This window comes from Streptomyces sp. NPDC037100 (assembly GCF_055606225.1).
In genome coordinates, this window is the sequence record NZ_JBVJSX010000013.1 from 23,139 (window position 1) to 46,004 (window position 22,866).

General features: G+C 71.8%; 18 protein-coding genes. 7 read left to right on the top strand and 11 right to left on the bottom strand.

Annotated elements, in window-relative coordinates; all coding sequences use genetic code 11:
* Nucleotides 1-127: 127 nt before the first annotated feature.
* The 7 genes from ACZ7EG_RS33315 to ACZ7EG_RS33345 form a co-directional block, all read right to left on the bottom strand.
* Nucleotides 128-931, bottom strand: a complete 804-nt coding sequence (locus tag ACZ7EG_RS33315; protein ID WP_352100994.1) for a class I SAM-dependent methyltransferase — start codon at nucleotides 929-931, stop codon at nucleotides 128-130.
* A complete protein-coding gene (gene rfbD / locus ACZ7EG_RS33320) occupies nucleotides 918-1,805 on the bottom strand; it encodes a dTDP-4-dehydrorhamnose reductase (protein ID WP_471087272.1) in 888 nt (295 codons plus the stop codon). Before rfbD ends, ACZ7EG_RS33315 begins: the two co-directional genes overlap by 14 nt.
* Nucleotides 1,802-2,782, bottom strand: coding sequence for a dTDP-glucose 4,6-dehydratase (gene rfbB / locus ACZ7EG_RS33325; protein WP_471087275.1), 981 nt, complete (start codon nucleotides 2,780-2,782; stop codon nucleotides 1,802-1,804). The genes rfbD and rfbB overlap by 4 nt, the downstream gene beginning before the upstream one ends.
* Nucleotides 2,779-3,846, bottom strand: a complete 1,068-nt coding sequence (locus tag ACZ7EG_RS33330) for a glucose-1-phosphate thymidylyltransferase (protein ID WP_471087278.1) — start codon at nucleotides 3,844-3,846, stop codon at nucleotides 2,779-2,781. The genes rfbB and ACZ7EG_RS33330 overlap by 4 nt, the downstream gene beginning before the upstream one ends.
* 114 nt (nucleotides 3,847-3,960) lie before the next feature.
* Nucleotides 3,961-4,143: a hypothetical protein gene (locus tag ACZ7EG_RS33335; RefSeq protein ID WP_344456500.1), complete on the bottom strand. Its 183-nt coding sequence runs from the start codon at nucleotides 4,141-4,143 to the stop codon at nucleotides 3,961-3,963.
* 180 nt (nucleotides 4,144-4,323) lie between these two features.
* Nucleotides 4,324-4,743, bottom strand: coding sequence for a CBS domain-containing protein (locus ACZ7EG_RS33340; protein ID WP_471087281.1), 420 nt, complete (start codon nucleotides 4,741-4,743; stop codon nucleotides 4,324-4,326).
* 78 nt (nucleotides 4,744-4,821) lie between these two features.
* Nucleotides 4,822-5,757 carry a LysR family transcriptional regulator gene (locus ACZ7EG_RS33345; RefSeq protein WP_471087284.1) on the bottom strand — a complete coding sequence of 312 codons (936 nt, stop codon included), beginning with the start codon at nucleotides 5,755-5,757 and terminating at the stop codon, nucleotides 4,822-4,824.
* 155 nt (nucleotides 5,758-5,912) lie between these two features.
* Here ACZ7EG_RS33345 and ACZ7EG_RS33350 point away from each other — a divergent pair, with 155 nt between their 5' ends.
* Complete coding sequence (locus ACZ7EG_RS33350; RefSeq protein ID WP_471087287.1) at nucleotides 5,913-6,608, top strand: type 1 glutamine amidotransferase domain-containing protein; 696 nt, start codon at nucleotides 5,913-5,915, stop codon at nucleotides 6,606-6,608.
* A gap of 30 nt (nucleotides 6,609-6,638) precedes the next feature.
* Here the strand turns inward: ACZ7EG_RS33350 and ACZ7EG_RS33355 are convergent, their stop codons facing one another.
* Nucleotides 6,639-9,086 (bottom strand): SpoIIE family protein phosphatase, encoded by a 2,448-nt coding sequence (locus ACZ7EG_RS33355; RefSeq protein ID WP_471087289.1) that lies wholly within the window; start codon nucleotides 9,084-9,086, stop codon nucleotides 6,639-6,641.
* A 460-nt stretch (nucleotides 9,087-9,546) separates the two neighbouring features.
* Here ACZ7EG_RS33355 and ACZ7EG_RS33360 point away from each other — a divergent pair, with 460 nt between their 5' ends.
* Nucleotides 9,547-11,703: a PP2C family protein-serine/threonine phosphatase gene (locus ACZ7EG_RS33360; protein ID WP_471087794.1), complete on the top strand. Its 2,157-nt coding sequence runs from the start codon at nucleotides 9,547-9,549 to the stop codon at nucleotides 11,701-11,703.
* 113 nt (nucleotides 11,704-11,816) lie between these two features.
* Here ACZ7EG_RS33360 and ACZ7EG_RS33365 read toward each other — a convergent pair whose 3' ends face one another.
* The gene (locus ACZ7EG_RS33365) at nucleotides 11,817-13,226 is read right to left on the bottom strand and encodes a S1 family peptidase (RefSeq protein ID WP_471087292.1); all 1,410 of its coding nucleotides are present in this window, start codon (nucleotides 13,224-13,226) and stop codon (nucleotides 11,817-11,819) included.
* Nucleotides 13,227-13,970: 744 nt separating this feature from the next.
* Between ACZ7EG_RS33365 and ACZ7EG_RS33370 the strand changes: the two genes are divergently transcribed.
* From ACZ7EG_RS33370 to ACZ7EG_RS33385, 4 genes are all read left to right on the top strand, one after another.
* Entirely contained in the window at nucleotides 13,971-14,186 is a 216-nt protein-coding gene (locus ACZ7EG_RS33370; protein ID WP_003994898.1) for a hypothetical protein, read from the top strand.
* 95 nt (nucleotides 14,187-14,281) lie between these two features.
* The gene (locus tag ACZ7EG_RS33375; RefSeq protein ID WP_471087295.1) at nucleotides 14,282-15,088 is read left to right on the top strand and encodes a biotin/lipoyl-containing protein; all 807 of its coding nucleotides are present in this window, start codon (nucleotides 14,282-14,284) and stop codon (nucleotides 15,086-15,088) included.
* The gene (locus ACZ7EG_RS33380; RefSeq protein ID WP_471087298.1) at nucleotides 15,085-17,310 is read left to right on the top strand and encodes an NHLP family bacteriocin export ABC transporter peptidase/permease/ATPase subunit; all 2,226 of its coding nucleotides are present in this window, start codon (nucleotides 15,085-15,087) and stop codon (nucleotides 17,308-17,310) included. Before ACZ7EG_RS33375 ends, ACZ7EG_RS33380 begins: the two co-directional genes overlap by 4 nt.
* Before the next feature lies 1 nt (nucleotide 17,311).
* Entirely contained in the window at nucleotides 17,312-20,137 is a 2,826-nt protein-coding gene (locus ACZ7EG_RS33385; protein ID WP_471087301.1) for an NHLP bacteriocin export ABC transporter permease/ATPase subunit, read from the top strand.
* 4 nt (nucleotides 20,138-20,141) lie between these two features.
* On the opposite strand, the gene ACZ7EG_RS33390 is transcribed toward ACZ7EG_RS33385, so the two are convergent.
* Nucleotides 20,142-20,669 (bottom strand): SRPBCC family protein, encoded by a 528-nt coding sequence (locus ACZ7EG_RS33390; RefSeq protein ID WP_471087304.1) that lies wholly within the window; start codon nucleotides 20,667-20,669, stop codon nucleotides 20,142-20,144.
* Nucleotides 20,670-20,675: 6 nt separating this feature from the next.
* Nucleotides 20,676-21,017: an ArsR/SmtB family transcription factor gene (locus ACZ7EG_RS33395; RefSeq protein WP_471087307.1), complete on the bottom strand. Its 342-nt coding sequence runs from the start codon at nucleotides 21,015-21,017 to the stop codon at nucleotides 20,676-20,678.
* A gap of 179 nt (nucleotides 21,018-21,196) precedes the next feature.
* Between ACZ7EG_RS33395 and ACZ7EG_RS33400 the strand changes: the two genes are divergently transcribed.
* Nucleotides 21,197-22,705: an MFS transporter gene (locus ACZ7EG_RS33400; protein WP_471087310.1), complete on the top strand. Its 1,509-nt coding sequence runs from the start codon at nucleotides 21,197-21,199 to the stop codon at nucleotides 22,703-22,705.
* The last annotated feature ends 161 nt before the right edge of the window (nucleotides 22,706-22,866 follow it).

Consider the following 22,866-nt stretch of genomic DNA (forward strand, 5'->3'; position numbering starts at 1 on the left):
GTCGCGTCCGTCCGGGCCTGCGTCGCGTGCCTCCGGGCCGGTGTTTCCCGCGTCCGGGTGTGTGTCCCGTCGGGCCGGGAAGGCCGTCGGCGCCGGCCGCCCCCGGGCGGTGGCCGGCGCCGTCGTTTCAGCGGCTGACGCCGACCTGCTGGAGGGCCTTGCGCAGGGGCTCCCAGCCGACGGAGCGGGGCAGGCCGCGGTTGCGTGCCTGGGTGAGAGGCCGCCAGAAGCCGGCTTCCAGGAGGGTCTCGGGGCGGACCGCGCCGGCCCGTTCCAGGATCGCCTCGGGGACCTTCTGCGGGTCGGGGATCTTGTACTCGGCCATGATCTCGTCGTACTTGTCGTGCAGGACCCGGTTGTTCGGGTCGGCGCCGAAGACGACCAGCTGGCCGGTGGGCGCGGTGTCCACCTGCACGGTGACCAGGTCGGGGCGGTAGCGCGCCAGGACCTCGGTGATCTTGAAGACGTCGCCGGTCCAGGCGTTGGTGTGCCGGTCCCGGGCCGCCTCGTCCACGCTGCGCGGCAGCATGTCGTCGAGGACGATCACACTGCCCCAGTCCGAGTACTTCTCGACGTTCATGAAGTCGCGCAGCGCGAACTCGAACAGGTGCATGCCGTCGATGAACGACAGGTCCAGCGTCGTGCGGCGCCAGTAGCCGATCGGGCTGCGGCCGCGGCGCAGGTTGCGCAGCGGGTGGCGGCCGCCCTTGAGGTGCTGGAGCGGATTCTCACGCGCGAAGAAGTCGTCGCTGGTGGCCTTCACCAGGTGGACGTCGCACCGCAGTTCCGAGACCACCTTGAAGGCGGGGTCGATCGCGATGCTGGGGACGCGGGACAGCGTCAGGCTGCGCCCGTCGTTGACGCCGATCTCCAGGTAGTTGCGATTGGCGCTGACCTTGTGCAGTTCCCGGAGGAACTCATGGCGTTTCACGAGGAAGACCTTCCTTGCGGATGCGGGGCAGTGCTTCGTGCAGGGCGGAGTGCCAGTCGCGGGGCGGCGGCAGGCCGATCTCCTGCCACCGCCGGTGCGCGAGGGCGCTGTACGCCGGGCGGGGCGCCGGCCGGGGGAAGGCCGCGCTGCTGGTGGGGCGCACCCGGTCCGGGTCGGCGCCGATGAGGGTAAACACCTCCCGGGCGAGGTCGAACCAGGTGGCCTCGCCGGAGTTGGTCGCGTGGAAGACGCCGTGCGCCTCGGGGCCGAGCCGGGGGCCGAGGTCGGCGATCCGCTCGGCGACGTCCGCGCTCCAGGTGGGCTGCCCGCGCTGGTCGTCGACGACGTCGAGGGTGTCGCGGCGGGCTTCGAGTCCGATCATGGTCCGGACGAAGTTGGCGCCGTGGACGCCGTACAGCCACGCCGTGCGCACGATCGCGCTCGCACCGGGGAGCTCCTCCAGCACCGCCCGCTCCCCCGCCAGCTTGGTGCGGCCGTAGGCGGTGCGCGGGCCGGTCGGGTGGTCCTCCGGGTAGGGGGTGATGCGGGCCTCGCCGGAGAAGACGTAGTCCGTGGAGACGTGGATCAGGCGGGCGTCGTGCGCGGCGCAGGAGCGGGCCAGCAGGCGCGGGCCGTCGCCGTTGATCTCCAGGGCGCGGGCCTCGTCGGTCTCGGCGTCGTCGACGGCCGTGTAGGCGGCGCAGTTCACGACGAGGTCGGGGCGGTGCTGCCGTACGGCGGCGTCGACGGCCGAGGGGTCCGTGATGTCCAGGGCGGCGCGGTCGAGGCCGACGACGCTCTCGCCGCGGCTCGTCAGTTCCTCGACGACGTCACGGCCGAGCATCCCGCCCGCACCGGTGATCAGCCACCTCATGCCCGCTCCTGGGCGACGCGCTGCTTCAGGGGCTCCCACCAGGCGCGGTTGTCGCGGTACCAGGCGACGGTCTCGGCGAGGCCGGTGGTGAAGTCGTGGCGGGGGCGGTAGCCGAGTTCGTCGCGTGCCTTGGTGCAGTCGACGGAGTAGCGCAGGTCGTGGCCCTTGCGGTCCTCGACGTACTCCACCCGGTCCCAGCCCGCTCCGCAGGCCTCCAGGAGCAGGCCGGTGAGCTCCTTGTTGGTGAGTTCGGTGCCGCCGCCGATGTTGTAGACCTCGCCGGGCCGGCCCTTCGTGCGGGCGAGGTCGACGCCCTGGCAGTGGTCGTCCACGTGCAGCCAGTCGCGGACGTTGCGGCCCTCGCCGTACAGCGGCACCGTGTGACCGTCGAGGAGGTTGGTGACGAACAGTGGGATGACCTTCTCGGGGAACTGGTGCGGGCCGTAGTTGTTGGAGCAGCGCGTGACGCGCACGTCCAGGCCGTGGGTGCGGTGGTAGGCCAGCGCGAGCAGGTCGGAGGAGGCCTTGGAGGCCGAGTACGGGGAGTTCGGCTGGAGCGGGTGGTCCTCCGGCCAGGAGCCGGACTCGATGGAGCCGTAGACCTCGTCGGTGGAGACGTGCACGAAGGGGCCCACGTCGTGGCGCAGGGCGGCGTCCAGCAGGGTCTGGGTACCGAGGACGTTGGTGCGGACGAAGTCGGCGGCGCCGCTGATGGAGCGGTCCACATGGGACTCGGCGGCGAAGTGCACGACCTGGTCCGCACCGGCCATCAGTTTGTCGACGAGTTCGGCGTCGCAGATGTCGCCCTGCACGAACTCCAGCCGCGGGTGGGCCAGTTCGAGGTTGTCGAGGGTGCCGGCGTAGGTGAGCTTGTCCAGCACGGTGATGCGCGGCGCGTCGGGCGCGTCCGAGGCGAGCAGGGCGCGGACGTAGCGGGAGCCGATGAACCCGGCGGCGCCGGTGACGAGGAGGTTCATGAAGTGATCTGCACCTTGCTGTGGTCTCCGAGGACGAGGCGGTGGGCGCTGGGGACGCTGGGGGCGGGTGTCACCTCGACGTGCCGGCCGATCAGCGAGGCCTCGATGCGGCCGACTCCCTGGATCGAGGAGTCCCGCAGCACGATGGAGAACTCCAGCTCGCTGTCGGTGATCCGGCAGTTCTCGGCGACGGAGGTGAAGGGACCGATGTAGGAGTTGCTCACGACGGTGCCCGAGCCGATGACGACCGGCCCGACGACACGGGAGCCCACGATCCGCGCGCCCTCCTCCAGGACGACGCGCCCGATGGTCTCCGAGGCGTCGTCCACGTCGCCGTCGATGCGGCGCTCCACGGCTTCGAGGACCGTGCGGTTCACCTCGAGCATGTCGCCGACGTTGCCGGTGTCCTTCCAGTAGCCCTTGACGACCGTGGAGCGCACGTCGGCGCGGGTGTCGATCAGGTGCTGGATGGCGTGGGTGATCTCCAGCTCGCCGCGCCAGGACGGTTCGATGGCGCGGACCGCCTCGTGGATGAGGGGCGTGAACATGTAGACGCCGACCAGCGCGAGATCGCTCTTGGGCTGGTCGGGTTTCTCCTCCAAGCCGATGACCTGGCCGGACGGGTCGAGTTCGGCGACTCCGAAGGCGCGCGGGTCGGCGACGCGGGTGAGCAGGATCTGGGCGTCGGGCCGGTTGCCGCGGAACTCGTCGACGAGGCCGGTGATGCCGCCGACGATGAAGTTGTCGCCGAGGTACATCACGAAGTCGTCGTCACCGAGGTAGTCCCGGGCGATCAGTACCGCGTGGGCCAGCCCGAGGGGCCGCTCCTGGGGGATGTAGGTGACGTCGAGGCCGAACTTCGACCCGTCCCCGACCGCCTCCTCGATCTCCGCGGCCGTCTCCCCGACGATCATGCCCACTTCGGTGATGCCGGCCTCGGCGATCGACTCCAAGCCGTAGAACAGCACGGGTTTGTTGGCCACGGGCACGAGTTGCTTGGCCGACGTGTGCGTGATCGGCCTCAGTCTTGTTCCTGCGCCGCCGGACAGCACGAGAGCCTTCATTCGGTTCACCTTAGTCGTGAACCGGCGGATGTGAACATCACTTCTTTTGGTTGCCGATGCGCGGAGTTGCTCGGATCGTCACCGCGCGGTCCCTCGCGGGGGCATCAGGAAGGGTCAGTCCTCACCCCGGACGATGTTCCACTCCGACCCGGAGCGCACCGTCCCGGGGGTGCCCCGGTCCCCCACGGCGGGGAGGCAGGTCCGCAGCGCGGCCTTTCCGCGCAGACGGCGTGCCTTCGACCAGCCGGTCTCGTACTGACGGACGACGGGCTTCTCACTGGTGTCCATGGACTCCACGACTCATCATCTTCCTTCTGACTTCCGCTGCCGTTCGAGTGCCCGGCAAAAAACCGAACAAACCCGGCACGGAACACCTGCACGGCCCCGTCGAACTCCCTTTCCCTCAGCGGGCGTTCGGGGCGCATGCAACGGTCCCGCGCCCCTCTGGGGCACGGGACCGTCCGACGGGATGCCCTGTCAGGCGTTGGGGCGCGCGGCGCTGATGTCGCCGAGCGCAGACCCGGGGTCGCGCTCCATGGCCATGTCTCCCAGGGAGACGATGCCCACGGGGTGTCCGTGGTCGACGACCGGGATGCGGCGCACGGAGTGCTCGCGCATCAGCTCCACCGCCTGGGCCAGGTCCTCGTCGGGGCTGACGGTGACCAGCTCGTCGCTGCACGCGCCGGCCACACTGATCCGCTCCGGGTCGCCGCCCTTGCTGACCGACCGCACCACGAGGTCACGGTCGGTGACCAGGCCTCGCAAGTGGTCGCCGTCCGTCACCAGGACGGCCCCGAGGTCCTCGTCGCGCATGATGCGAGCCACCTCGGCGACGGAGGTCTGCGGCTCGACGGCGACCGGGTCGCCGGTCATGATGTCGCGGACATGCTGAGCCATGATGTCTCTTCCTTTTCCTTCGGCTCGTGGCGGTTGCTCCGTCCTGCGCCCCGACGGGTACCCGGTCGTCCTGCGGCATCACCAGGTGCGGCCGGCCTCCAGCAGCCGGTCGCGGACGAGGGTGACGTGCGGGTTGTCCGAGGTGCCCGGCCGCTGCACCAGGAAGCCGGTGTTGATCGGCGCGTCCTCGGGGGCGTCGAGGAGGACCAGGGCGCCGGACGCCAGTTCTCCGGCGCACAGGTAGCGCGGCAGCACGCTGAACCCGGCACCGGCCGTGACCAGGGCCAGGACGGCCCTCAGATCCGGTACCGAGACGGCGGCGCGGCAGTTCAGGCGGCGGCCGAAGACGTGCCGCCAGTAGCGGCGCACGATGGGCAGGTCCTCGGCGTACGAGATCAGCGGGATGTCGTGCAACGCGGCGGGCCCGTCGGCGGCCGGGCGCTCTGCGGCTCGGTCGGCCCAGGCGGGGGCGGCGACCAGGACGAACTCCTCGTCCGTCAGCGGCACCGCCGACAGGGTGCGGCCGCGGGGCCGGGTGGTGGCGATCACCAGGTCGTGGCGGCCGGCGCGCAGTTCGTCGAGCAGGGGCTCGGTCAGTCCCGTCGTGACGCGCAGTCGCACGCCCTCGGTGACCAGCGGGGCGAGGGCGGGCAGGGCCCGGGTGGAGAGCAGCTCGGCGGGCCCGGCCAGGTGGACCGGCTCGGCGTGCGACTCCTCGGAGGGGCCGTGGCCGGTGGCTGCCGCGAGGGCGTCGAGGGGGGCCGCCACACGGGCCGCGAGGTCGTGGGCCACGGCGGTGGGAGCGACGCCGCGCGGCAGCCGCTCGAACAGCTCCCGGCGGGTCTGCCGCTCCAGCGAGCGGATCTGCGTGGTGACGGTCGGCTGGGACAGGCCCAGCAAGTGCGCGGCGGCCGTGAAGGAGCCGGACCGGTAGACGGCCAGGAAGGTGCGCAGCAGGTTGAGGTCGGGCTGCGCCGGGGTGCCGGCCGCGCCGCGGGGGTCGATGGGCCTCACGTGATCCGACCCTAGCGCGCTTCGCCATTGGGAAACCTATGGCTGCCATCGGGTCGCCCATTGGAAAAGCTGCGGTCCGGTTGCCTACGGTCGTCATCGTCCGAGTCATCGCCGCACTGTTCGACCGCGGCCCGTCTCTTGGAGATGCACCCACCATGTCGAAGATCCTCTTCGTCGTCACCGGCGCCGACAGCTGGACCCTGGCCGACGGCACCGGGCACCCCACCGGCTTCTGGGCCGAGGAGGCCGTCGCCCCGTACGAGGCGTTCCGGGCCGCCGGCCACGAGGTCGTCGTGGCCACGCCCGGGGGTGTCGAGCCCCCCGTCGACCGGGCGTCCCTGGCTCCCGAGGTGAACGGGGGACAGGAGAACGCCGACCGGATCGCGAAGGCACTGGAGTCCTTCACGGAGCTGCGGCATCCCGTGCGGCTCGAGGACGTCCGGCTGGAGGACTACGCGGCCGTCTTCTACCCCGGCGGCCACGGCCCGATGGAGGACCTCGCCGTGAACGCCGACTCCGGCCGGCTGCTCGCCCGGGCCCTGGAGTCGGGCAGGCCGCTCGGTGTCGTCTGCCACGGGCCGGCCGCGCTGCTGGCCGCTGTCGGGGCCGACGGCCGCAATGTCTTCGCCGGCTACGAGGTCGCGGCGTTCACCAACGCCGAGGAGATCCAGGGCGGCCTCGCCGACCGTGCCGCCTGGCTGCTCCAGGACCGTCTCACCGAGGCCGGGGTGACCGTTCGGGCCGGGGAGCCGTGGGCCCCGCACGTGGTCACCGACCGCAATCTGGTCACGGGCCAGAACCCCGCGTCGTCGGCCCCGCTGGCGGAGGAACTGCTGAAGCGGCTGGGCTGAGCAGTCGCGCCCGGCCGCCCGGACGGGTGCTCAGCGCCCCAGCAGCAGCTCCGCCCACACCTGCTTGCCGCCGCTGACCGGCAGGGTGCCCCAGGTGGCGGCGAGGGCCTCGACGAGGAGGATGCCCCGGCCGCCGGTCGCCTCCCAGCCGATGCTGGTCGGTCTGACCGGTGAGCGGGGGGAGGCGTCGGCGACGGCGATGCGCAGACGGTTGTTGACGAGGGTGAGGTCCATGCGGACCTTGCCGTCGGTGTGCACCAGGGCGTTGGTGACGAGTTCGGAGACGACGAGGAGGACGGCGTCGTACTCGGCGGTGACGCCCCACGAGCGCAGGGTGCGCCGGGCGAAGCGGCGGGCGTGCCCGACGGCCTGCGGCACCCGCCAGACCGTCCAGCTCTCCCGCAGCGGGCGCAGGTCCATGCCGTCGTAGCGCAACAGGAGCAGGGCGACGTCGTCGCTGCGCGGGGCGTCGCCCAGGAGGGCGTCGGCGACCAGCCCCAGGTCGGCGGGTGCGGCGTCGGCCAGCCGCTCGGCGAGGTGCTCCATGCCTTCGTCGATGTCGGAGTCGGGCGTCTCCACGAGCCCGTCCGTGGCCAGCGCGATCACGGTGCCGGGCGGGAGCCGCAGCGGGCTCATGGGGAAGTCGGCCCGGGTGACCACCCCCAGAGGCGGGCCGCCCTCGGCCTCCGCGATCTCGGTCCGGCCGTCGGGGTAGCGCAGCACCGGCGGCAGATGCCCGGCCCGCACGCACCAGGCGGCGCCCTCCTCCAGGTCCACGTCGACGTAGCAGCAGGTGGCGAAGAGGTCGCTCTCCATGTCCGTCAACAGCCGGTTGGCGTGCGCGACCACCACGTCCGGAGGGTGCCCCTCGACGGCGTAGGCGCGCAGGGCCGTGCGCATCTGGCCCATGAGGGTGGCGGCGCCGGCGCTGTGGCCCTGGACGTCGCCGATGACGAGGGCCACGTGATTGTCGGGCAGCGGGATGACGTCGTACCAGTCGCCGCCCAGTTCGAGCCCGGCCGTGCTGGGCAGGTAGCGGGCGACGGCCACCGCGCCCGGCAGCCGGGGCAGGCTGCGCGGCAGCAGCTGGCGCTGGAGCATGCCGACGAGTTCGTGCTCGGCGTCGAAGGCCCGGGCCCGGACCAGGGCTTGTCCGGCGAGGCCGGCGCAGGCGGTGAGCAGGGCGCGTTCGTCGGTGCCGAAGTCGTGCGGGGTGTCCCAGCCGATCAGGCAGGCGCCGGCCATGCGGTTCCCGGCGGGCAGCGGCAGGACGGCGAGGCCGCCGGGTCCCACCTCGGCCAGGGCGCGTTCCAGGGGGCTGCCGGCGGGCCAGATGCGGGCCCGGCCCTCGCGCAGTGCCGCGGCGAGCGTGGGCATCGCGCGCACGGGCGCGTCGGGCCACTCGGTGCGCCACTCCGATCGCCACAGTTCGGGCCAGGCCTCGGGTTCGGGCGGGTCGAGGACGGTGACGACGAGACGCTCGCTCTCCAGCTCGGCGAGGGCGATCCGGTCGGCCCGCAGCGGCCTGCGCAGCGCGGCGACCACGGCCTTGCCCACGTCGCGGACGGTGACGGCGGTGGCCAGCGCGGCGGCCAGGCGCTGGACCCGGGCCACGTCGGTGACGTCGGAGCGCAGCGTGGAGACGTCGACGACCGTGCCCACGAGCCGCGCCGGGCGGCCCTCGCCGCCGGGCAGCAGGCGCCCGCGCAGCCGGAGCCACTTCGGCGGACCCGCGGGCTGAAGCACCCGGAACTCCAGCTCGCGGTCGCCGATGGACATGTGGTCGGCCTCCACCACGGACATCAGGGACGGCAGATCCTCGGGGACGGTCAGGCTGAGCAGTGTCTCGACCCGGCCGTCGAACTCCACCGGGTCGAGGCCGAACAGGTCCAGCAGGTCGTCGCCGACCCGGACGCGGCCGGTGTCCATGGCGAGTGCGAAAGCACTCGGTGGCAGCTCACCGGCCTCCGCGGGTGCGGCCGGGGCGGTGAAGGCGACCGCGTCGGAGATGAGCTCCAGGCATCTGAGGTCGTCGGCGGCGAAGCCCTCGGGGTGCTCGCTCACGGCCAGCAGGCAGCCGCCGTCCGTCTGTACGGGGAGTGCCGTCAGGAAGAAGTCCCGGGAGGGCACGCGCCGCGCCTGGGCGTGCGCGGCGAGTTCCGCCGGGCCCAGAGACACCGGCCGTCCGCGGCGGTGGGCCTCGGCGACGGGGGACCGCCCGGCGCGCGGGTAGCTGTCGCGCAGCCCGTACAGGGTCCTCGGGACTCCCGCCGACTCCATCAGGCACAGCAGCTCGCCGTCCTCGCTGGGCGCGTAGACGGCGGCGAGCGCCGCACCTGCGAACACCAGTGCCTGTTCGAGGACGCGGCGCAGCCGTTCGGGTGACTCCTGATCGATCGCGATCGCCCTGAGGGCACCTTCGGCACGCAGCGTTCGCGTTCCGCGCTCTTGGGCGCCCTGACTGACCACGTTGGCCATTACAGCGCTTATGAGACACCTGCGCAGCCCCTGGGGGCGTTCCGTGACCAGCCGAAGAGCGCACGGACGGCGGCGGCAACAGCACGCCGGCACCGACAGCACCAGACACTCGTCGTGGACCGGAAGCACCCGGATCACTGCCCCCTCCGCTCGCCGTACGCCCCCTCGTCGTGTTGAGCGCGTGCCCCCTAGTTCGCGACGGTGACCTTGCGTGGACACGGGAAACCGGCCACCAGGAGGCGCGGGGGCGCATGCCCAGCGCCCGTACGCCCGACGCCCGCCCACGCTTCGACTACGGGGGCATGGGCCGGAGAGCACGGGGGTACGAGAGTGCCCCCTGTGGGGCCGACACCCGTGTGACCGACGGTAACCGGCACCGTTCCGGAACCGCTCGTAGTGCGGGACGGGCCGCCAAGGGGGAGATTTGTTCCTGGACCCGGTCGCGCGGCCGTGCGAGGAGGTGGTCGGCGTGTCCGACGGGCAGTCGTCCGCGCAGGCGCCGGCAGCCGCCAGGACGCCGGTCGGCCGGCCCCTGCTCTCGCTGGCACTGGCCTCGATGATGGACGAGGTGCACGCCCACTCCGGCGCCGTGTACCTGATGGCGCCGGATCAGCCCGTGCTGGAGATGGCGGTGATGGCCGGACTGCCCCGGGCGTTCGCGGCGCCCTGGGAGCGGGTGGGCCTGAGCGCGCCGATCCCGGTCGCCGACGCGGCGCGCGAGCGGCGCCTGGTGTGGGTCGGCGGCGAGGAGCAGATGGCCCGCCTCTATCCGCGGATCGCCGTGGTGCTGCCCTACCCGTTCGCCCTGGCCGCGGTGCCGGTCGCCACCGAGTCGACCGTCTACGGGGCGGTCTTCGTGACGTGGCCGGGCGCGCATTCGGCGGAGATGTCCGACCACGAGCGTGATCACCTGACCGCTGCCTGCGGCCGGCTGGCGGTCCGGCTGGAGCGGGCCGCCCAGCACAGCATCCCGCCGCATCCCGAGACCGACCTGCTCGCCTCGCCCCTGGTGGGCGGCATGGCCGGCACGCTCGGCACGGTCGAGGCGGCCCGGATGGTGAGCCGGCTGCCCTACGGGCTGGTCTCGCTGGACCTGCACGGACGGGTCGGCTTCGTGAACGCGGCGGCGGCCGAGCTGCTGAACGTCCCGGTCAGCCGACTGCTCGGCACCCAGCTGTGGGCGTCGGTGCCCTGGCTCAACGACCCGGTCTACGAGGACCGCTACCGGGCGGCGCTGCTGAGCCAGCACGTCACGTCGTTCGTGGCGCTGCGCCCGCCCGGGGAATGGCTGTCGTTCCGGCTGTACCCGAGCACGACGGGCCTGAGCGTCCGTATCACCAGGTCCAGGGCCGTGTCCCGGATGAACCGGACCGCACCGCCACCCGACGGGCAGCCGTCCCGGCTGGTCACCATCTCGCAGGTGCTGGACCTGGCCGGTGCGCTCACCGAGGCGGTGGGGGTGCAGGACGTGGTGCAGCTGGTCGCGGACGAGATCGCCCCGGCGGTGGGGAGCCAGGCCCTTGTCGTGCTGGGCTCGCGGGCCAAGCGGCTGCGGGTGCTCGGGCACCGCGGGTACCGGGACCCGCACGTGGTGGAGCGGTTCGACGGGATGCCCCTGACCGAGCCGACACCCGGCACCCAGGTGCTGCGGGCGGGCGTGCCCGCCTTCTTCGAGTCGCAGGAGGAACTGGAGCGCCTGTACCCGGCGCGTATCGCGACCCCCGACGGGTTCGCGGCCTGGGCCTTTCTGCCGCTGATCGCCCAGGGCCGCCCGGTGGGGACGTGCGTGCTCTCCTACGCCGAGCCGCACCCCTTCCCGACGGAGGAGCGGGCGGTGATGACGAGCATGGCCGGGCTGATCGCCCAGGCGCTGGAGCGGGCGCAGCTCTACGACGCCAAGCACCGGCTCGCACACGGCCTGCAGGAGGCGCTGCTACCGCACTCCCTGCCGTCGCTGCCCGGCATCGAGGCGGTCGGCCGCTATGTGCCGGCCACTCAGGGCATGGACATCGGCGGCGACTTCTACGACCTGGTGGGCACCCAGGGGCGTGCGGCGGCGGTGATCGGGGACGTACAGGGTCACAACGTGACGGCGGCCGGGCTGATGGGGCAGGTCCGCACCGCGGTGCGGGCCTACACGACCGTGGGACAGGCGCCCGAGGAGGTCATGCGCAGCACCAACCGGCTGCTGCTCGACCTCGGATCCGACCTGTTCGCCAGCTGCCTGTACCTGCGGCTCGACCCGGAGCACGGGCGGGCCGTGATGTCCCGGGCGGGGCACCCCCCGCCGCTGCTGAGACGGCCGGACGGGCGGGTGCGGGTCCTCGATCTGGCGGGCGGCCCGCTGCTGGGCATCGACGCCTCCGCGGTGTACCCGACGACGGAGGTCGCCCTGCCCCCCGGTTCGCTGCTCGTCCTCTACACCGACGGACTGGTGGAGTCCCCCGGTACGGACTTCGAGGAGGCCCTCGCGGATCTGGGCCGGCGGCTGGCCGACGCCGGGGACCGGCCGCTGGACGAACTGGCCGACAGCCTCGTCCATCAGGGGCGGCACCGCGCGGACGGGGAGGAACGGCTCGATGACATCGCCCTGTTGCTGATCAGGGCCCTCGGGTAGGGCCGGTGCGCATCGGCAACCGGTCCGCAACGCAGGGGAGCCGGCCCGGTTCCGCCAGGAGGGGGCGGGACCGGGCCGGCTGCGTCGGACCGGCTGCCGACGGTTGTGCAGGGTCAGCGGGACTCGGTCAGACCGGAGTTGTCCTCGACACCCTGACCCGCGTCCTGACCGGCACCCGCGTCCTGACCGGCTCCGGCGCCCGCTTCGTCGCCTCCGGCCTGCTCACCGGCACCGGCTCCGGCCTCTTCACCGGCTCCGGCACCCGCACCGGCTTCCTCACCGGCTCCGGCCTCTTCACCGGCGCCCGCTTCGTCGCCCGCACCGGCTTCCTGGCCCGCACCGGCTTCCTCACCCGCACCCGCACCGGCCTCGTCACCGGCACCGGCGCCGCCGCCCGCGGCACCGCCCGCGCCGAGCGTCGCGCCGACCGCCTCCAGGGCGGTGGTCACCGGCTGGAAGAACGTCTCGCCGCCGGCCGTGCAGTCACCGCTGCCGCCGGAGGTCAGGCCGATGGCGAGACCGTCCTGGGTGAACAGCGAGCCGCCGCTGTCGCCGGGCTCGGCGCAGACGTCGGTCTGGATGAGGCCGGTGACGGTGCCCTCCGGGTAGTTCACCGTGGCGTCGAGGCCGAGGACCTGGCCGTCGTTGAGCCCGGTGGTGCTGCCCATCCGGAAGACCTGCTGACCGACGGTCGCCTCGGCGGCCTCGGTGATCTGGACCGTCTGGTTGCCGGTGTTGACCTCGCTGGGTGCCTCGGTCGCCGGGTCGTCGTACTTCACGAGTGCGAAGTCGCCGTCGCCGGGGAAGGTCGACTGATCGACGGTGGCGATCGGCTGGCCGCCCTGTGCGTCGGACCACTCGTTGCCGCCGAGGGTGCAGTGACCTGCCGTCAGGAAGGCCGGGGAGCCGTCGCCCGCGGTGACGTTGAAACCGAGGGAGCAGCGCGAGTTGCCCGCGAAGATGGCGTCTCCGCCGGAGACGAACGGCTTGAAGGTGCCGGAGGACTTCTTGAGCGTGGCCATGCCGGAGCCGAGCTCCTGCACGGTGCTTTCCAGTCTGTCCCACTTGGCACCGGTCACAGTGCTGTCGGCGGTCACCAGGAGCTTGTTGGTGCGCGGGTCGATCGACCACGAGGTACCCGCGATGGTCGCCTCGGACTTGAGCGTCGACGCCCCGTCCTGAAGCTCCGACCAGCTGTTGTCGACCTCGCGGACCTTCGCGCCGGCCGCCTTCGCCTGCACGACCACGTTGTTGTTGTCGCCCGGCACGACGTTGACGACCAGCTGCTTGCTGGCACTGTCGTAGTAGGAGCCGCCGAACGCCTCACCGAGGAGCCCGGAGAGCTGCGAGGCGAGATCCGAGGCGTCGCCCGCCTTCAGGGTCTTCGGCGCTGCCGCCGCGTCACCGGACGAACCGTCCTGGGAGGCGTTGGCGTTGGGGAGCAGGATCGCGGCCGCGCCGAGCGCCACCACGCTGCCCGCCGCTATCGCGGCCTTGCGCTTCGGAATTCGCTTGTGACTCAAACTTCTCTCCTCCTGAGGAACGGAGTAGGTGCCGCCGTCCGGCAGCTTCTGGGGGGCGCCTTGATGGCTGTTGGTACGCACGTGCCGCACGGGGCGTTCAATTCCGATTGCAAGTGATCCCTTCGCATCGCGGAATCAGCCAACTCCCGCCGCGGGCAAGCCGACCGCTCATCCAGCGACCGACCTGTCCACATGGGCCGATCCGGCAGGGCGGGCCGGACCGGCCCGCGGCGAGCCATGGCCGGATGACGGCCTTTCAGGATCGAGCACCGCCCCGGCATGGCGGAACGAAACGCTCCGTATCCGGTCGGAAACGATCTGTCGCAATCACGGAGTCAAACCCCGGCTTCAGCGAATCTGCACATCGACTGCTCAACCCGGTCACCGAAAGGAGGGTTATCCACAGCCCGGCCGTGTCAGTCACGCCTTTGGGGCGGGAGTGCCGGATTCGCCGCCCGGCGACTCAAGGGCCGGAATGCGCCGATGCCGTGGCGCATGTGAAGAACCCGCCCCCAAGTAGTGCGCAGACCTCCACCAATCGGCGCCGTTGGGGCGCAAGTTGCCTGGTGAGAGGGGTGGTTGATTGGAAGCGCGGAGCAGCGGCGTGCTTTGATCCATCGCACCGCGGGGGCCGCTCAGGGCACTCGGAAACGGATGTCCGGCGCTCGCGGTCGCGGCCGTCATCTGTCCCCAGAGGGGGCCGCTCCCCCCTTGTGAGATATCCATATGAAGGGAAGTTCCACCATGAACTCCACCCCCCAGGTTGAGACCGTCGAGATCGCCGACGCCCAGCTCGACGCCATCTCCGGCGGCCTGTCCGTGAACGCCGTGAACACCGTCACCGACACCGTCGACGGCATCGCCCCGGTCTCCGGCCTGGTGGACACCGCCGTCGGCACCGTCGAGGGCGTCACCGGCCTGAACACGGCCCCGGTCACCGGCCTGGTCTCCGGCCTCTGATCGAGCCCTTGTGCCGTTGATTCCCGGAACCGCAGCCGGCGGTTCCGGGTTCTTCGGGTTCCGTTACAGCCTCCTCCACGGGTGAGGGAAGTTCCTTGCAGTTCCGCCAACAGGCCCTCGCCAAGCTCCAGTCACCGGAGGAACTCGACCTCCCGGTGCGTTTCGCCCGTCCGCAGGGCTGGCTCGTGCTCTCCGTGACGGTGGTCGCGATGGCGGCTGCCTCGGTGTGGGCGATGACCGGCTCGGTGACCTCCACCGTCAGCGCGCCCGCCATCATCACGCACGGGCAGGGCAGTTACCTCCTGCAGAGCCCCGTCGCGGGCCAGGTCACCGCCGTGCTCGTGAAGCAGGGCCAGCAGGTGCCCGCGGACTCCCCCGTGCTCAAAGTCCGTACGCCCAAGGGAGAAGCGGTCGTCCGCGCGCTCGACGCGGGCCGGGTCTCCGCGCTCGCCGCGACCGTCGGGCAGATCATCCAGACCGGCGCGAACGTGGCCGCCGTGGAGAAGGTCGCCCACACCCGGGACCCGCTGTACGCCACCGTGTACGTCCCCGCCGAGAACGCCGCCTCGATCCCCGACGACGCGGCCGTGGACCTGACCGTGCAGTCGGTGCCGACGCAGGAGTACGGCGTGCTGCGCGGCCATGTGAAGTCGGTGGACCGCTCCGCCCAGTCCCCGCAGACGATCGCCGCGTTCCTCGGGGACAGCCAGCTGGGCGAGCAGTTCACCAAGAAGGGCAGGCCGGTGGCCGTGACGGTGCGGCTGGACAAGTCCTCCGCCACGAAGAGCGGTTACCGGTGGTCGTCGGCGGACGGGCCGCCCTACAAGCTGACCTCCATGACGCTCGCCTTCGGTTCGATCCGGCTGGCCGACCAGCGCCCCGTCGACTGGCTGCTGCCATGAGCGCGACCGCACAGGAGCCGCGGAGCAGGCGCCGCGCCGCCCCGCCCAAGCGCAAGGTTCCCAAGGCCCGGGCGAAGGCCGTCCGCACCCCCACCGTGCTCCAGATGGAAGCGGTGGAGTGCGGCGCCGCCTCACTGGCGATGGTGCTCGGCCACTACGGCAAGCACGTCCCGCTGGAGGAGCTGCGCATCGCCTGCGGCGTCTCCCGGGACGGCTCGCGCGCCAGCAACCTCCTCAAGGCGGCCCGCTCCTACGGCCTGACGGCCAAGGGCATGCAGATGGACCTCGCCGCCCTCGCCGAGGTGAAGTCGCCGGCCATCCTGTTCTGGGAGTTCAACCACTACGTCGTCTACGACGGAATGGGCCGGCGCTTCGGACGCCGCGGCGTCTACATCAACGACCCGGGCAAGGGCCGCCGCTTCGTCCCCATGGAGGACTTCGACGGCAGCTTCACCGGTGTCGTGCTGGTGATGGAGCCCGGCGGGGACTTCACCCGGGGCGGCCGCAAGCCCGGCGTCCTGGGCGCGATGCCCGCACGGCTGCGCGGCACCGCGGGCACCATGCCCGCCGCGGTCCTGGCGAGTCTGCTGCTGGTGGCGGTCGGCGCGGCGGTGCCCGCGCTCAGCCGCACCTACATCGACGAGTTCCTGATCGGCAACCAGACCTCGCTGCTCGGCGTGCTGTTCGCGTCGATGGCGGCCTGCGTGCTGCTCACGGTGGTGCTGACCTGGCTTCAGCAGGCCAACCTGCTGCACGGCCGCATCATCTCCTCCACTCTCTCCAGTGCCCGCTTCCTGCGGCATCTGCTGCGGCTGCCGGTGACGTTCTTCTCCCAGCGCAGCCCGGCCGACCTGGTGCAGCGCCTGCAGTCCAACGACGCGGTGTCCGAGACCCTGTCCCGCGACCTCGCGGCGGCGGGCGTGGACGCGGTCGTGGTCGTCCTGTACGCGGTGCTGCTCTACACCTACGACCCGCAGCTGACGTTCGTCGGCATCGGTGTGGCCCTGCTGAACATCGTGGCGATGCGGATCGTCATCAGGTTGCGGGCGACGCGCACGGCGAAGCTGCGCGCGGACACGGCACGCCTCACCAACACCGCGTACACGGGCCTTCAGCTCATCGAGACGATGAAGGCGACCGGCGGCGAGGACGGCTACTTCCGCAAGTGGGCCGGGCAGCACGCCACCACCCTGGAGGAGCAGCAGCGGCTCGGCGTGCCGAGCGCCTGGCTGGGCGTGGTCGCGCCGACGCTGGCCACCCTCAACAGCGCGCTGATCCTGTGGATCGGCGGCATGCGAGCGGTCGAGGGGCACATCTCGGTCGGTCTGCTGGTCGCCTTCCAGGCCCTGGTCACCCGGTTCACGGCCCCGCTGACCCGGCTGAACGGCGTCGCGGGCCGCATCCAGGACTTCGCCGCGGACGTGGCCCGGCTCAAGGACGTGGAGAACTTCCAGGCCGACCCGCTGTACGGCCGCCCCGGCGCGGGCGAGTCGACCCGCCGTCTGCAGGGGCATGTCGAGCTGGAGAACATCACATTCGGCTACAGCCCCCTCGACAAGCCCCTGCTCACCGGCTTCGACCTGACGGTCGGCCCCGGGCAGCAGGTGGCGCTCGTGGGCGGCTCGGGCAGCGGCAAGTCCACGGTGTCCCGGATGATCTCCGGGCTGTACGCGCCGTGGGAGGGCGTGATCCGTATCGACGGGCAGCGCATCGAGGACATCCCGCGTGGGGCGCTGGCCGCCTCGGTCTCCTTCGTCGACCAGGACGTGTTCCTCTTCGAGGGCACGGTCCGCGACAACGTGGCGCTGTGGGACCCGTCGATCCCCGACGACGCCGTGGAGGACGCGCTGCGCGACGCCGCCCTGTACGACGTGATCACGCGCCGCCCGGGCGGTATCCACAGCAAGGTCGAGCAGGACGGCCGCAACTTCTCCGGCGGGCAGCGCCAGCGCCTGGAGATCGCGCGGGCGCTGGTGCGCCGGCCGAGCATCCTGGTGCTCGACGAGGTGACGAGTGCCCTGGACGCGGAGACCGAGCAGGTCGTGATGGACAACCTGCGCCGGCGCGGCTGCGCCTGCGTGGTCATCGCGCACCGGCTGAGCACAGTGCGCGACAGCGACGAGATCGTCGTCCTGCAGCACGGCACGGTCGTGGAGCGGGGACGGCACGAGGACCTGGTGGCCCGCGGCGGAGCGTACGCGGCACTGGTCAGGGAGCGGTGAGATGACGGCCGTTCACGAAGGACACGACGGCGACCTCGTGCTGGGCGCCTTCGGGCAGCTGGGCTCGCGCATCGACTGCGCCGGGTTCAACCGGCTCGACCTCGAAGGCCCGCAGGTGCTGTGGCTGGTCGCGTCCGGCGCCGTGGACCTGTTCGCGGTCGACGCCGGACAGCAGGGCCACTGGCACCATCTGGGCCGGCTGGAGGCGGGCTCGCTGGTGCTCGGCCCGGTGCCCGGCCCGCAGCACACCCTGGTGGCCCGGCCGCTGCGGGACTGCGTGGTGCACCGCATCGGCCTGCGCGAGCTGTACCAGCCCGCCAACACGGCGACCTGGTCGTACGACGAGTACGGCAACCCGCAGTACGTGCCGCCGACGACGAGTCCGCTGGAGTACGCGCTCGCCCTCGGGATCGGCCGCAGCCTGTCCATCCTCTTCCAGGCGCCGATGGCCACCGAGCGGGCCGCCGCGCCGACCGACGACGACGTGTTCTGGATGCAGGTGCCGCCGGGCAGCGTGCAGTACGGCTCGCTGTACGGCGCGGAGGCCGCGGCCGACCTGCTGATGGACCCCGCGCTGTGGCAGTCCGTGGTCGACCAGCAGTACCGGCTGCTGACCACACTGGACCGCTGGATCGAGCAGCTGGAGCAGACCCACGAGACGCGCACCGCCGAGGGCATCAAGGCCGGTGAGGCGGTGCGCGCCCAGGCCGACCGGACGCTGCTCGCCTCCATCGGCAAGCGCTCCTCGCAGCGCACCACCTCGGCCGACGCGGACGCCACGTACGCGGCCTGCAAGCTGGTCGGGCAGGCGGCCGGGATCCGGATCACCGAGCCGACCCAGAAGGGCACCGGCGGCGACCGCCTCGACCCGGTCGAGCAGGTCGCCCTGGCCTCGCGGGTGCGCACCCGGGCGGTACGGCTCGACGGCCGCTGGTGGCGGGACGACGTGGGGCCGCTGGTCGGCCAGAGGGCGCTGTCGGGCGCGCCGGTGGCGCTGCTGTGGCGGCGCGGAGGCTACGTCGCGGTGCATCCGTCGACCGGGCGCGAGACGCCGATCGAGAAGGCCAACGCCGACGAGTTCGAGCCTCGGGCGGTGATGTTCTACCGTCCGCTGCCGGAGCGGGGGCTCAGTCCACTGGGGCTGCTGCGGTTCTGTATGCAGGGCATGCGCGGCGACCTGACGGGCCTGTTGCTCAGCGGTCTGGTCACGGTGGCGATCGGCGCGCTGGTGCCGGTCGCGACCGGCAAGGTGCTGGGCGAGTTCGTGCCGAAGGCGCAGACCGGTCTGATCGTGCAGGTGTGCCTCGCGGTGATGCTGAGCAGTGTGGTGGCCGCGGCCTTCATGCTGTTGCAGAACCTGACGATCCTGCGGATCGAGGGCCGGATCGAGGCCACGCTCCAGCCGGCGGTGTGGGACCGGCTGCTGAGACTGCCGACGAAGTTCTTCACCGAGCGCTCCACCGGCGAACTGGCCAGCGCGGCCATGGGCATCAGCTCGATCCGCAGGCTGCTGGCGGGAGTCGGGCCGACGGTCGCCCAGTCGGTGACGGTCGGCGCCATGAACCTGGGGCTGCTGTTCTGGTTCAGCGTGCCGATGGCGATGGCCGCGATCGGCATGCTGGTCGTCATCGCGTCCGTGTTCCTGGCGCTCGGGCTGTGGCAGGTGCGCTGGCAGCGGCGGCTGGTGGTGCTCGCCAACAAGCTGAACAACCAGGCGTTCCAGACGCTGCGGGGTCTGCCCAAGCTGCGGGTGGCCGCCGCCGAGAACTACGCGTACGCCGCGTGGGCTTCGGAGTTCGCGCGCAGCCGTGAGCTCCAGCAGAAGGTCGGCCGTATCAAGAACCTGACGACGGTGCTGGGCGCGGTGTACCTGCCGCTGTGCACCCTGCTGATGTTCATGCTGCTGGCCGGTCCCGCACGGGGCTCGATGTCGGCGGCGGCGTTCCTCACCTTCAACACCTCGGTGACGATGGTGCTGACCTCCGTCACCCAGCTGACGGGCTCGTTCGTCTCGGCGGTGGCCGCGCTGCCGCTGTTCGAGGAGATCAAGCCGGTGCTGGAGGCGACGCCCGAGGTGCGCACGGCGAGCACCCGGCCCGGTCCGCTGACCGGGGCGATCGAGGCGCGGCGGGTCTCCTTCCGTTACGCGGACGACGGTCCCCTGGTCCTGGACGACGTGTCGTTCGAGGTGCGGCCGGGCGAGTTCGTCGCGGTCGTCGGCCCGAGCGGCTGCGGGAAGTCGACGCTGCTGCGGCTGCTGATCGGCTTCGACCGGCCCGTGTCGGGCAGCGTCCTGTACGACGGGCAGGACCTGGCGGCCCTGGACCAGTCGGCGGTGCGCCGTCAGTGCGGTGTGGTGCTCCAGCACGCGCAGCCGTTCAACGGCTCGATCCTGGACGTCATCTGCGGCACCGAGCCGTACACGCCCGAGGAGGCGATGGCGGCGGCGGAGATGGCGGGTCTCGCCGAGGACATCAAGCGGATGCCGATGGGGCTGCACACCATCGTCGCGGGCAGCGGAGCCGTCTCCGGCGGCCAGCGCCAGCGGCTGATGATCGCCCAGGCGCTGATCCGCCGGCCGCGCATCCTCTTCTTCGACGAGGCGACCAGCGCGCTCGACAACGAGACGCAGCGCACGGTCATCGAGAGCACCAAGGCCCTCAACGCCACCCGGATCGTCATCGCGCACCGGCTGTCGACCGTGATGGACGCCGACCGGGTCGTGGTGATGGAGGACGGCAAGGTCATCCAGCAGGGCCCGCCGGCCCAGCTCCTCGCCGACACGAACGGGCGGCTGCACGAGCTGGTGCGGCGTCAGATGGCTTGAGCCGTCAGTCCAGTCCGGGCACGGGCGCGCCGGAGGGCAGACCCGCCGCGACATAGGCGGCGTAGAGGTCCTTCCAGGGCGCGTCGGGCCCGGCGTGCGGACCGCTGGTGCGCTCGCCGCGTGCCCGGGCGTCCAGCATGGTCAGGCACACCTCCCAGCCGGCGCCGTTGCGGGCGGCGGTGTCCTCGGCGGCGAGAACGTCGGTGAGGGTGAAGCGGGTGCGCCGGCCGTCGACGTCCTCCAGGTCGAAGTGGACTTCGTCGCCACCCCAGTCGAACGAGAGGTGCCGGGGCGGGTCGACGGCGAGGACCCGGCCGGTGGAGTCCGCCATGTTCGGGTCTTGGCTGAACCTGATCGTGCCGCCGGTGCGCAGCTCGATCTCGGCACGGGAAGGGAACCAGCGTTCCAGTTCGTCCGGGTCGGTCACGAACTGCCAGACGCGGTGGACAGGGTGGTCGTAGACGCGGCTGAAACGGACGGCGGGGCGTCCGTCCTCCAGGGTCAGATAGGTGCCGGTGAGGTCGGCGGTCATGGTGGATCAGTCCTTCGCTGCGGGCGGTTCGGGGGTGTCCGGCCTCTCGTCGAGGCGACGGCCCAGCGTGTCGAGGCTCTTGTTCCAGAGCGCGCGGTACGGGGCGAGCCAGGCGTCCAGTGCGGCGATCGGGCCGGGGTCGAGGGCGTAGACGCGGCGTTGGGCGTCCTGCCGCACCCGGACCAGACCCGCCTCGCGCAGCACCTTCAGGTGCTTGGAGGTGCTCGGCTGACTCAGTCCGCACGCCTCGACGATCTCACCGACGGACCGGGGCCGCTCCCGGAGCAGGGCGACGATGGCCCGCCGATGGGGGTCGGCGAGCGCGGTCCAGAGGGCGGCGTCGGGCACGGCTCCAATATGCCTCCCACGTTATATGCGCGTCAAGGAATATGAGCGCCCCGCTCGAGCGGACCCGAGCGAAACGTTGCCGTTCCGTTCAGACTGGTCTAGCCTCCATGTGTACGAAACTGTTTCGTTTACGTACTCATCGCCTTCCTCGTATGCCGTCCCTGGAAACGGGTGCTCCCATGCCACAGAAATCCCTCACCGACAGCGCGCCCGAAAACGCCGCCGCCCGGACGACGCCCCCTTCGGCCTCGCCGAAGCGGTGGTGGATCCTCGCGGTCGTGGCCCTCGCCCAGCTGATGGTGGTGCTGGACGCGACCATCGTGAACATCGCCCTGCCCTCGGCCCAGGCCGACCTGCACTTCTCCGACGGCGACCGGCAGTGGGTCGTCACCGCGTACGCGCTGGCGTTCGCCTCGTTGCTGCTGCTCGGCGGCCGGACAGCCGACCTGTTCGGCCGCAAGCCGGCCTTCCTCGTCGGCATCGTCGGCTTCGCCGCAGCCTCGGCGCTCGGCGGCGCCGCCAACGGCATCGAGATGCTGATCGTCGCCCGCGCCCTGCAGGGCGTCTTCGGCGCACTGCTGGCACCGGCGGCGCTGTCGCTGCTGAACACCACGTTCACCGACGCGCGCGAACGCGCCCGCGCGTTCAGCGTCTACGGCGCCATCGCCGGTGCCGGCGGTGCGGTGGGCCTGCTCCTCGGCGGCGTCCTGACCGATGCCCTCGACTGGCGCTGGACGCTGTACGTCAACGTCGTCATCGCCATGGCCGCCTTCGCGGGCGGCTGGCTCCTGCTCAGCAACCACCGCGACGCCACGACCGCCAAGCTGGACGTGCCGGGCACCATCCTGGTCGCCGGCGGCCTGTTCTCCGTCGTCTACGGCTTCTCCAACGCGGAGACGCACGACTGGGGCTCGCCGCTGACCTGGGGCTTCCTGATCGCCGGCGCCGTTCTGCTGGCGGCCTTCGCCTGGTGGCAGACCCGCGCCGCCCACCCGCTGCTGCCCCTGCGCATCCTGCTCGACCGCGACCGCGGGGCGTCCTTCCTGGCCGTGCTGATCAGCGGCGCGGGCATGTTCGGGGTGTTCCTGTTCCTGACCTACTACCTGCAACTCCACCTGGGATTCAGCCCCACCAAGACCGGTGTGGCGTTCCTGCCGATGGTCGGCGCCCTCATGGTGACGGCCCAGCTGGGCACCACCGTGCTGCTGCCGCGCCTCGGCCCGAAGACCGTCGTCCCGCTGGGCTTCGCCGTCGCCACCGCCGGCATGGCCTGGCTGACCGGTATCGACGCCGGCTCCTCCTACACGAGCGCGGTGCTGCCGCAGCTCGTCGTGATCGGCGTGGGTCTCGGCCTGGTGATGCCGTTGGCGATGCAACTGGCCACGGGCGGCGTCGCGGCCGAGGACGCCGGCGTGGCCTCCGCCACCGTCAACGCCATGCAGCAGGTGGGCGGTTCGGTCGGCACGGCGCTGCTGAACACCCTCGCCGCGAGCGCGGCGACCGACTACCTGGCCGGCAGGGATCCGAGCAGCAAGCTCGTACAGGCCCAGGCCACGATCGAGAGCTACACCACCGCCTTCTGGTGGTCGGCCGGGTTCTTCGCCGCGGGAGCGCTGATCACCCTCGTCCTGCACCGGCGCGGGGTGCCGCAGCAGGACGCGGAGGCGGCGCCGGTCATACACATGTGACCGACGGAAGTGCCGGGGACCGTCGTGCGCAGGGACACGGCGGTCCCTTTCCCTTTGCCCTTCTCTTTGCCCTTTCCCCCTCCCTTCCGGCCCTGTTCCCCCTCTGCCCTTTCGCCTCCGCCGCCGGTGGCGCATCCTCGCCGGTCCGCCGCCTACGACTT

Coding starts and splice junctions, on each gene's coding strand:
- ACZ7EG_RS33380 (WP_471087298.1), top strand. CDS start 15,085: ATGAGCGCGACCGCACAGGAGCCGCGGAGCAGGCGCCGCGCCGCCCCG.
- ACZ7EG_RS33350 (WP_471087287.1), top strand. CDS start 5,913: ATGTCGAAGATCCTCTTCGTCGTCACCGGCGCCGACAGCTGGACCCTG.
- ACZ7EG_RS33340 (WP_471087281.1), bottom strand. CDS start 4,743: ATGGCTCAGCATGTCCGCGACATCATGACCGGCGACCCGGTCGCCGTC.
- rfbD (WP_471087272.1), bottom strand. CDS start 1,805: ATGAGGTGGCTGATCACCGGTGCGGGCGGGATGCTCGGCCGTGACGTC.
- ACZ7EG_RS33330 (WP_471087278.1), bottom strand. CDS start 3,846: ATGAAGGCTCTCGTGCTGTCCGGCGGCGCAGGAACAAGACTGAGGCCG.
- ACZ7EG_RS33355 (WP_471087289.1), bottom strand. CDS start 9,086: ATGGCCAACGTGGTCAGTCAGGGCGCCCAAGAGCGCGGAACGCGAACG.
- ACZ7EG_RS33400 (WP_471087310.1), top strand. CDS start 21,197: ATGCCACAGAAATCCCTCACCGACAGCGCGCCCGAAAACGCCGCCGCC.
- ACZ7EG_RS33390 (WP_471087304.1), bottom strand. CDS start 20,669: ATGACCGCCGACCTCACCGGCACCTATCTGACCCTGGAGGACGGACGC.
- ACZ7EG_RS33370 (WP_003994898.1), top strand. CDS start 13,971: ATGAACTCCACCCCCCAGGTTGAGACCGTCGAGATCGCCGACGCCCAG.
- ACZ7EG_RS33385 (WP_471087301.1), top strand. CDS start 17,312: ATGACGGCCGTTCACGAAGGACACGACGGCGACCTCGTGCTGGGCGCC.
- rfbB (WP_471087275.1), bottom strand. CDS start 2,782: ATGAACCTCCTCGTCACCGGCGCCGCCGGGTTCATCGGCTCCCGCTAC.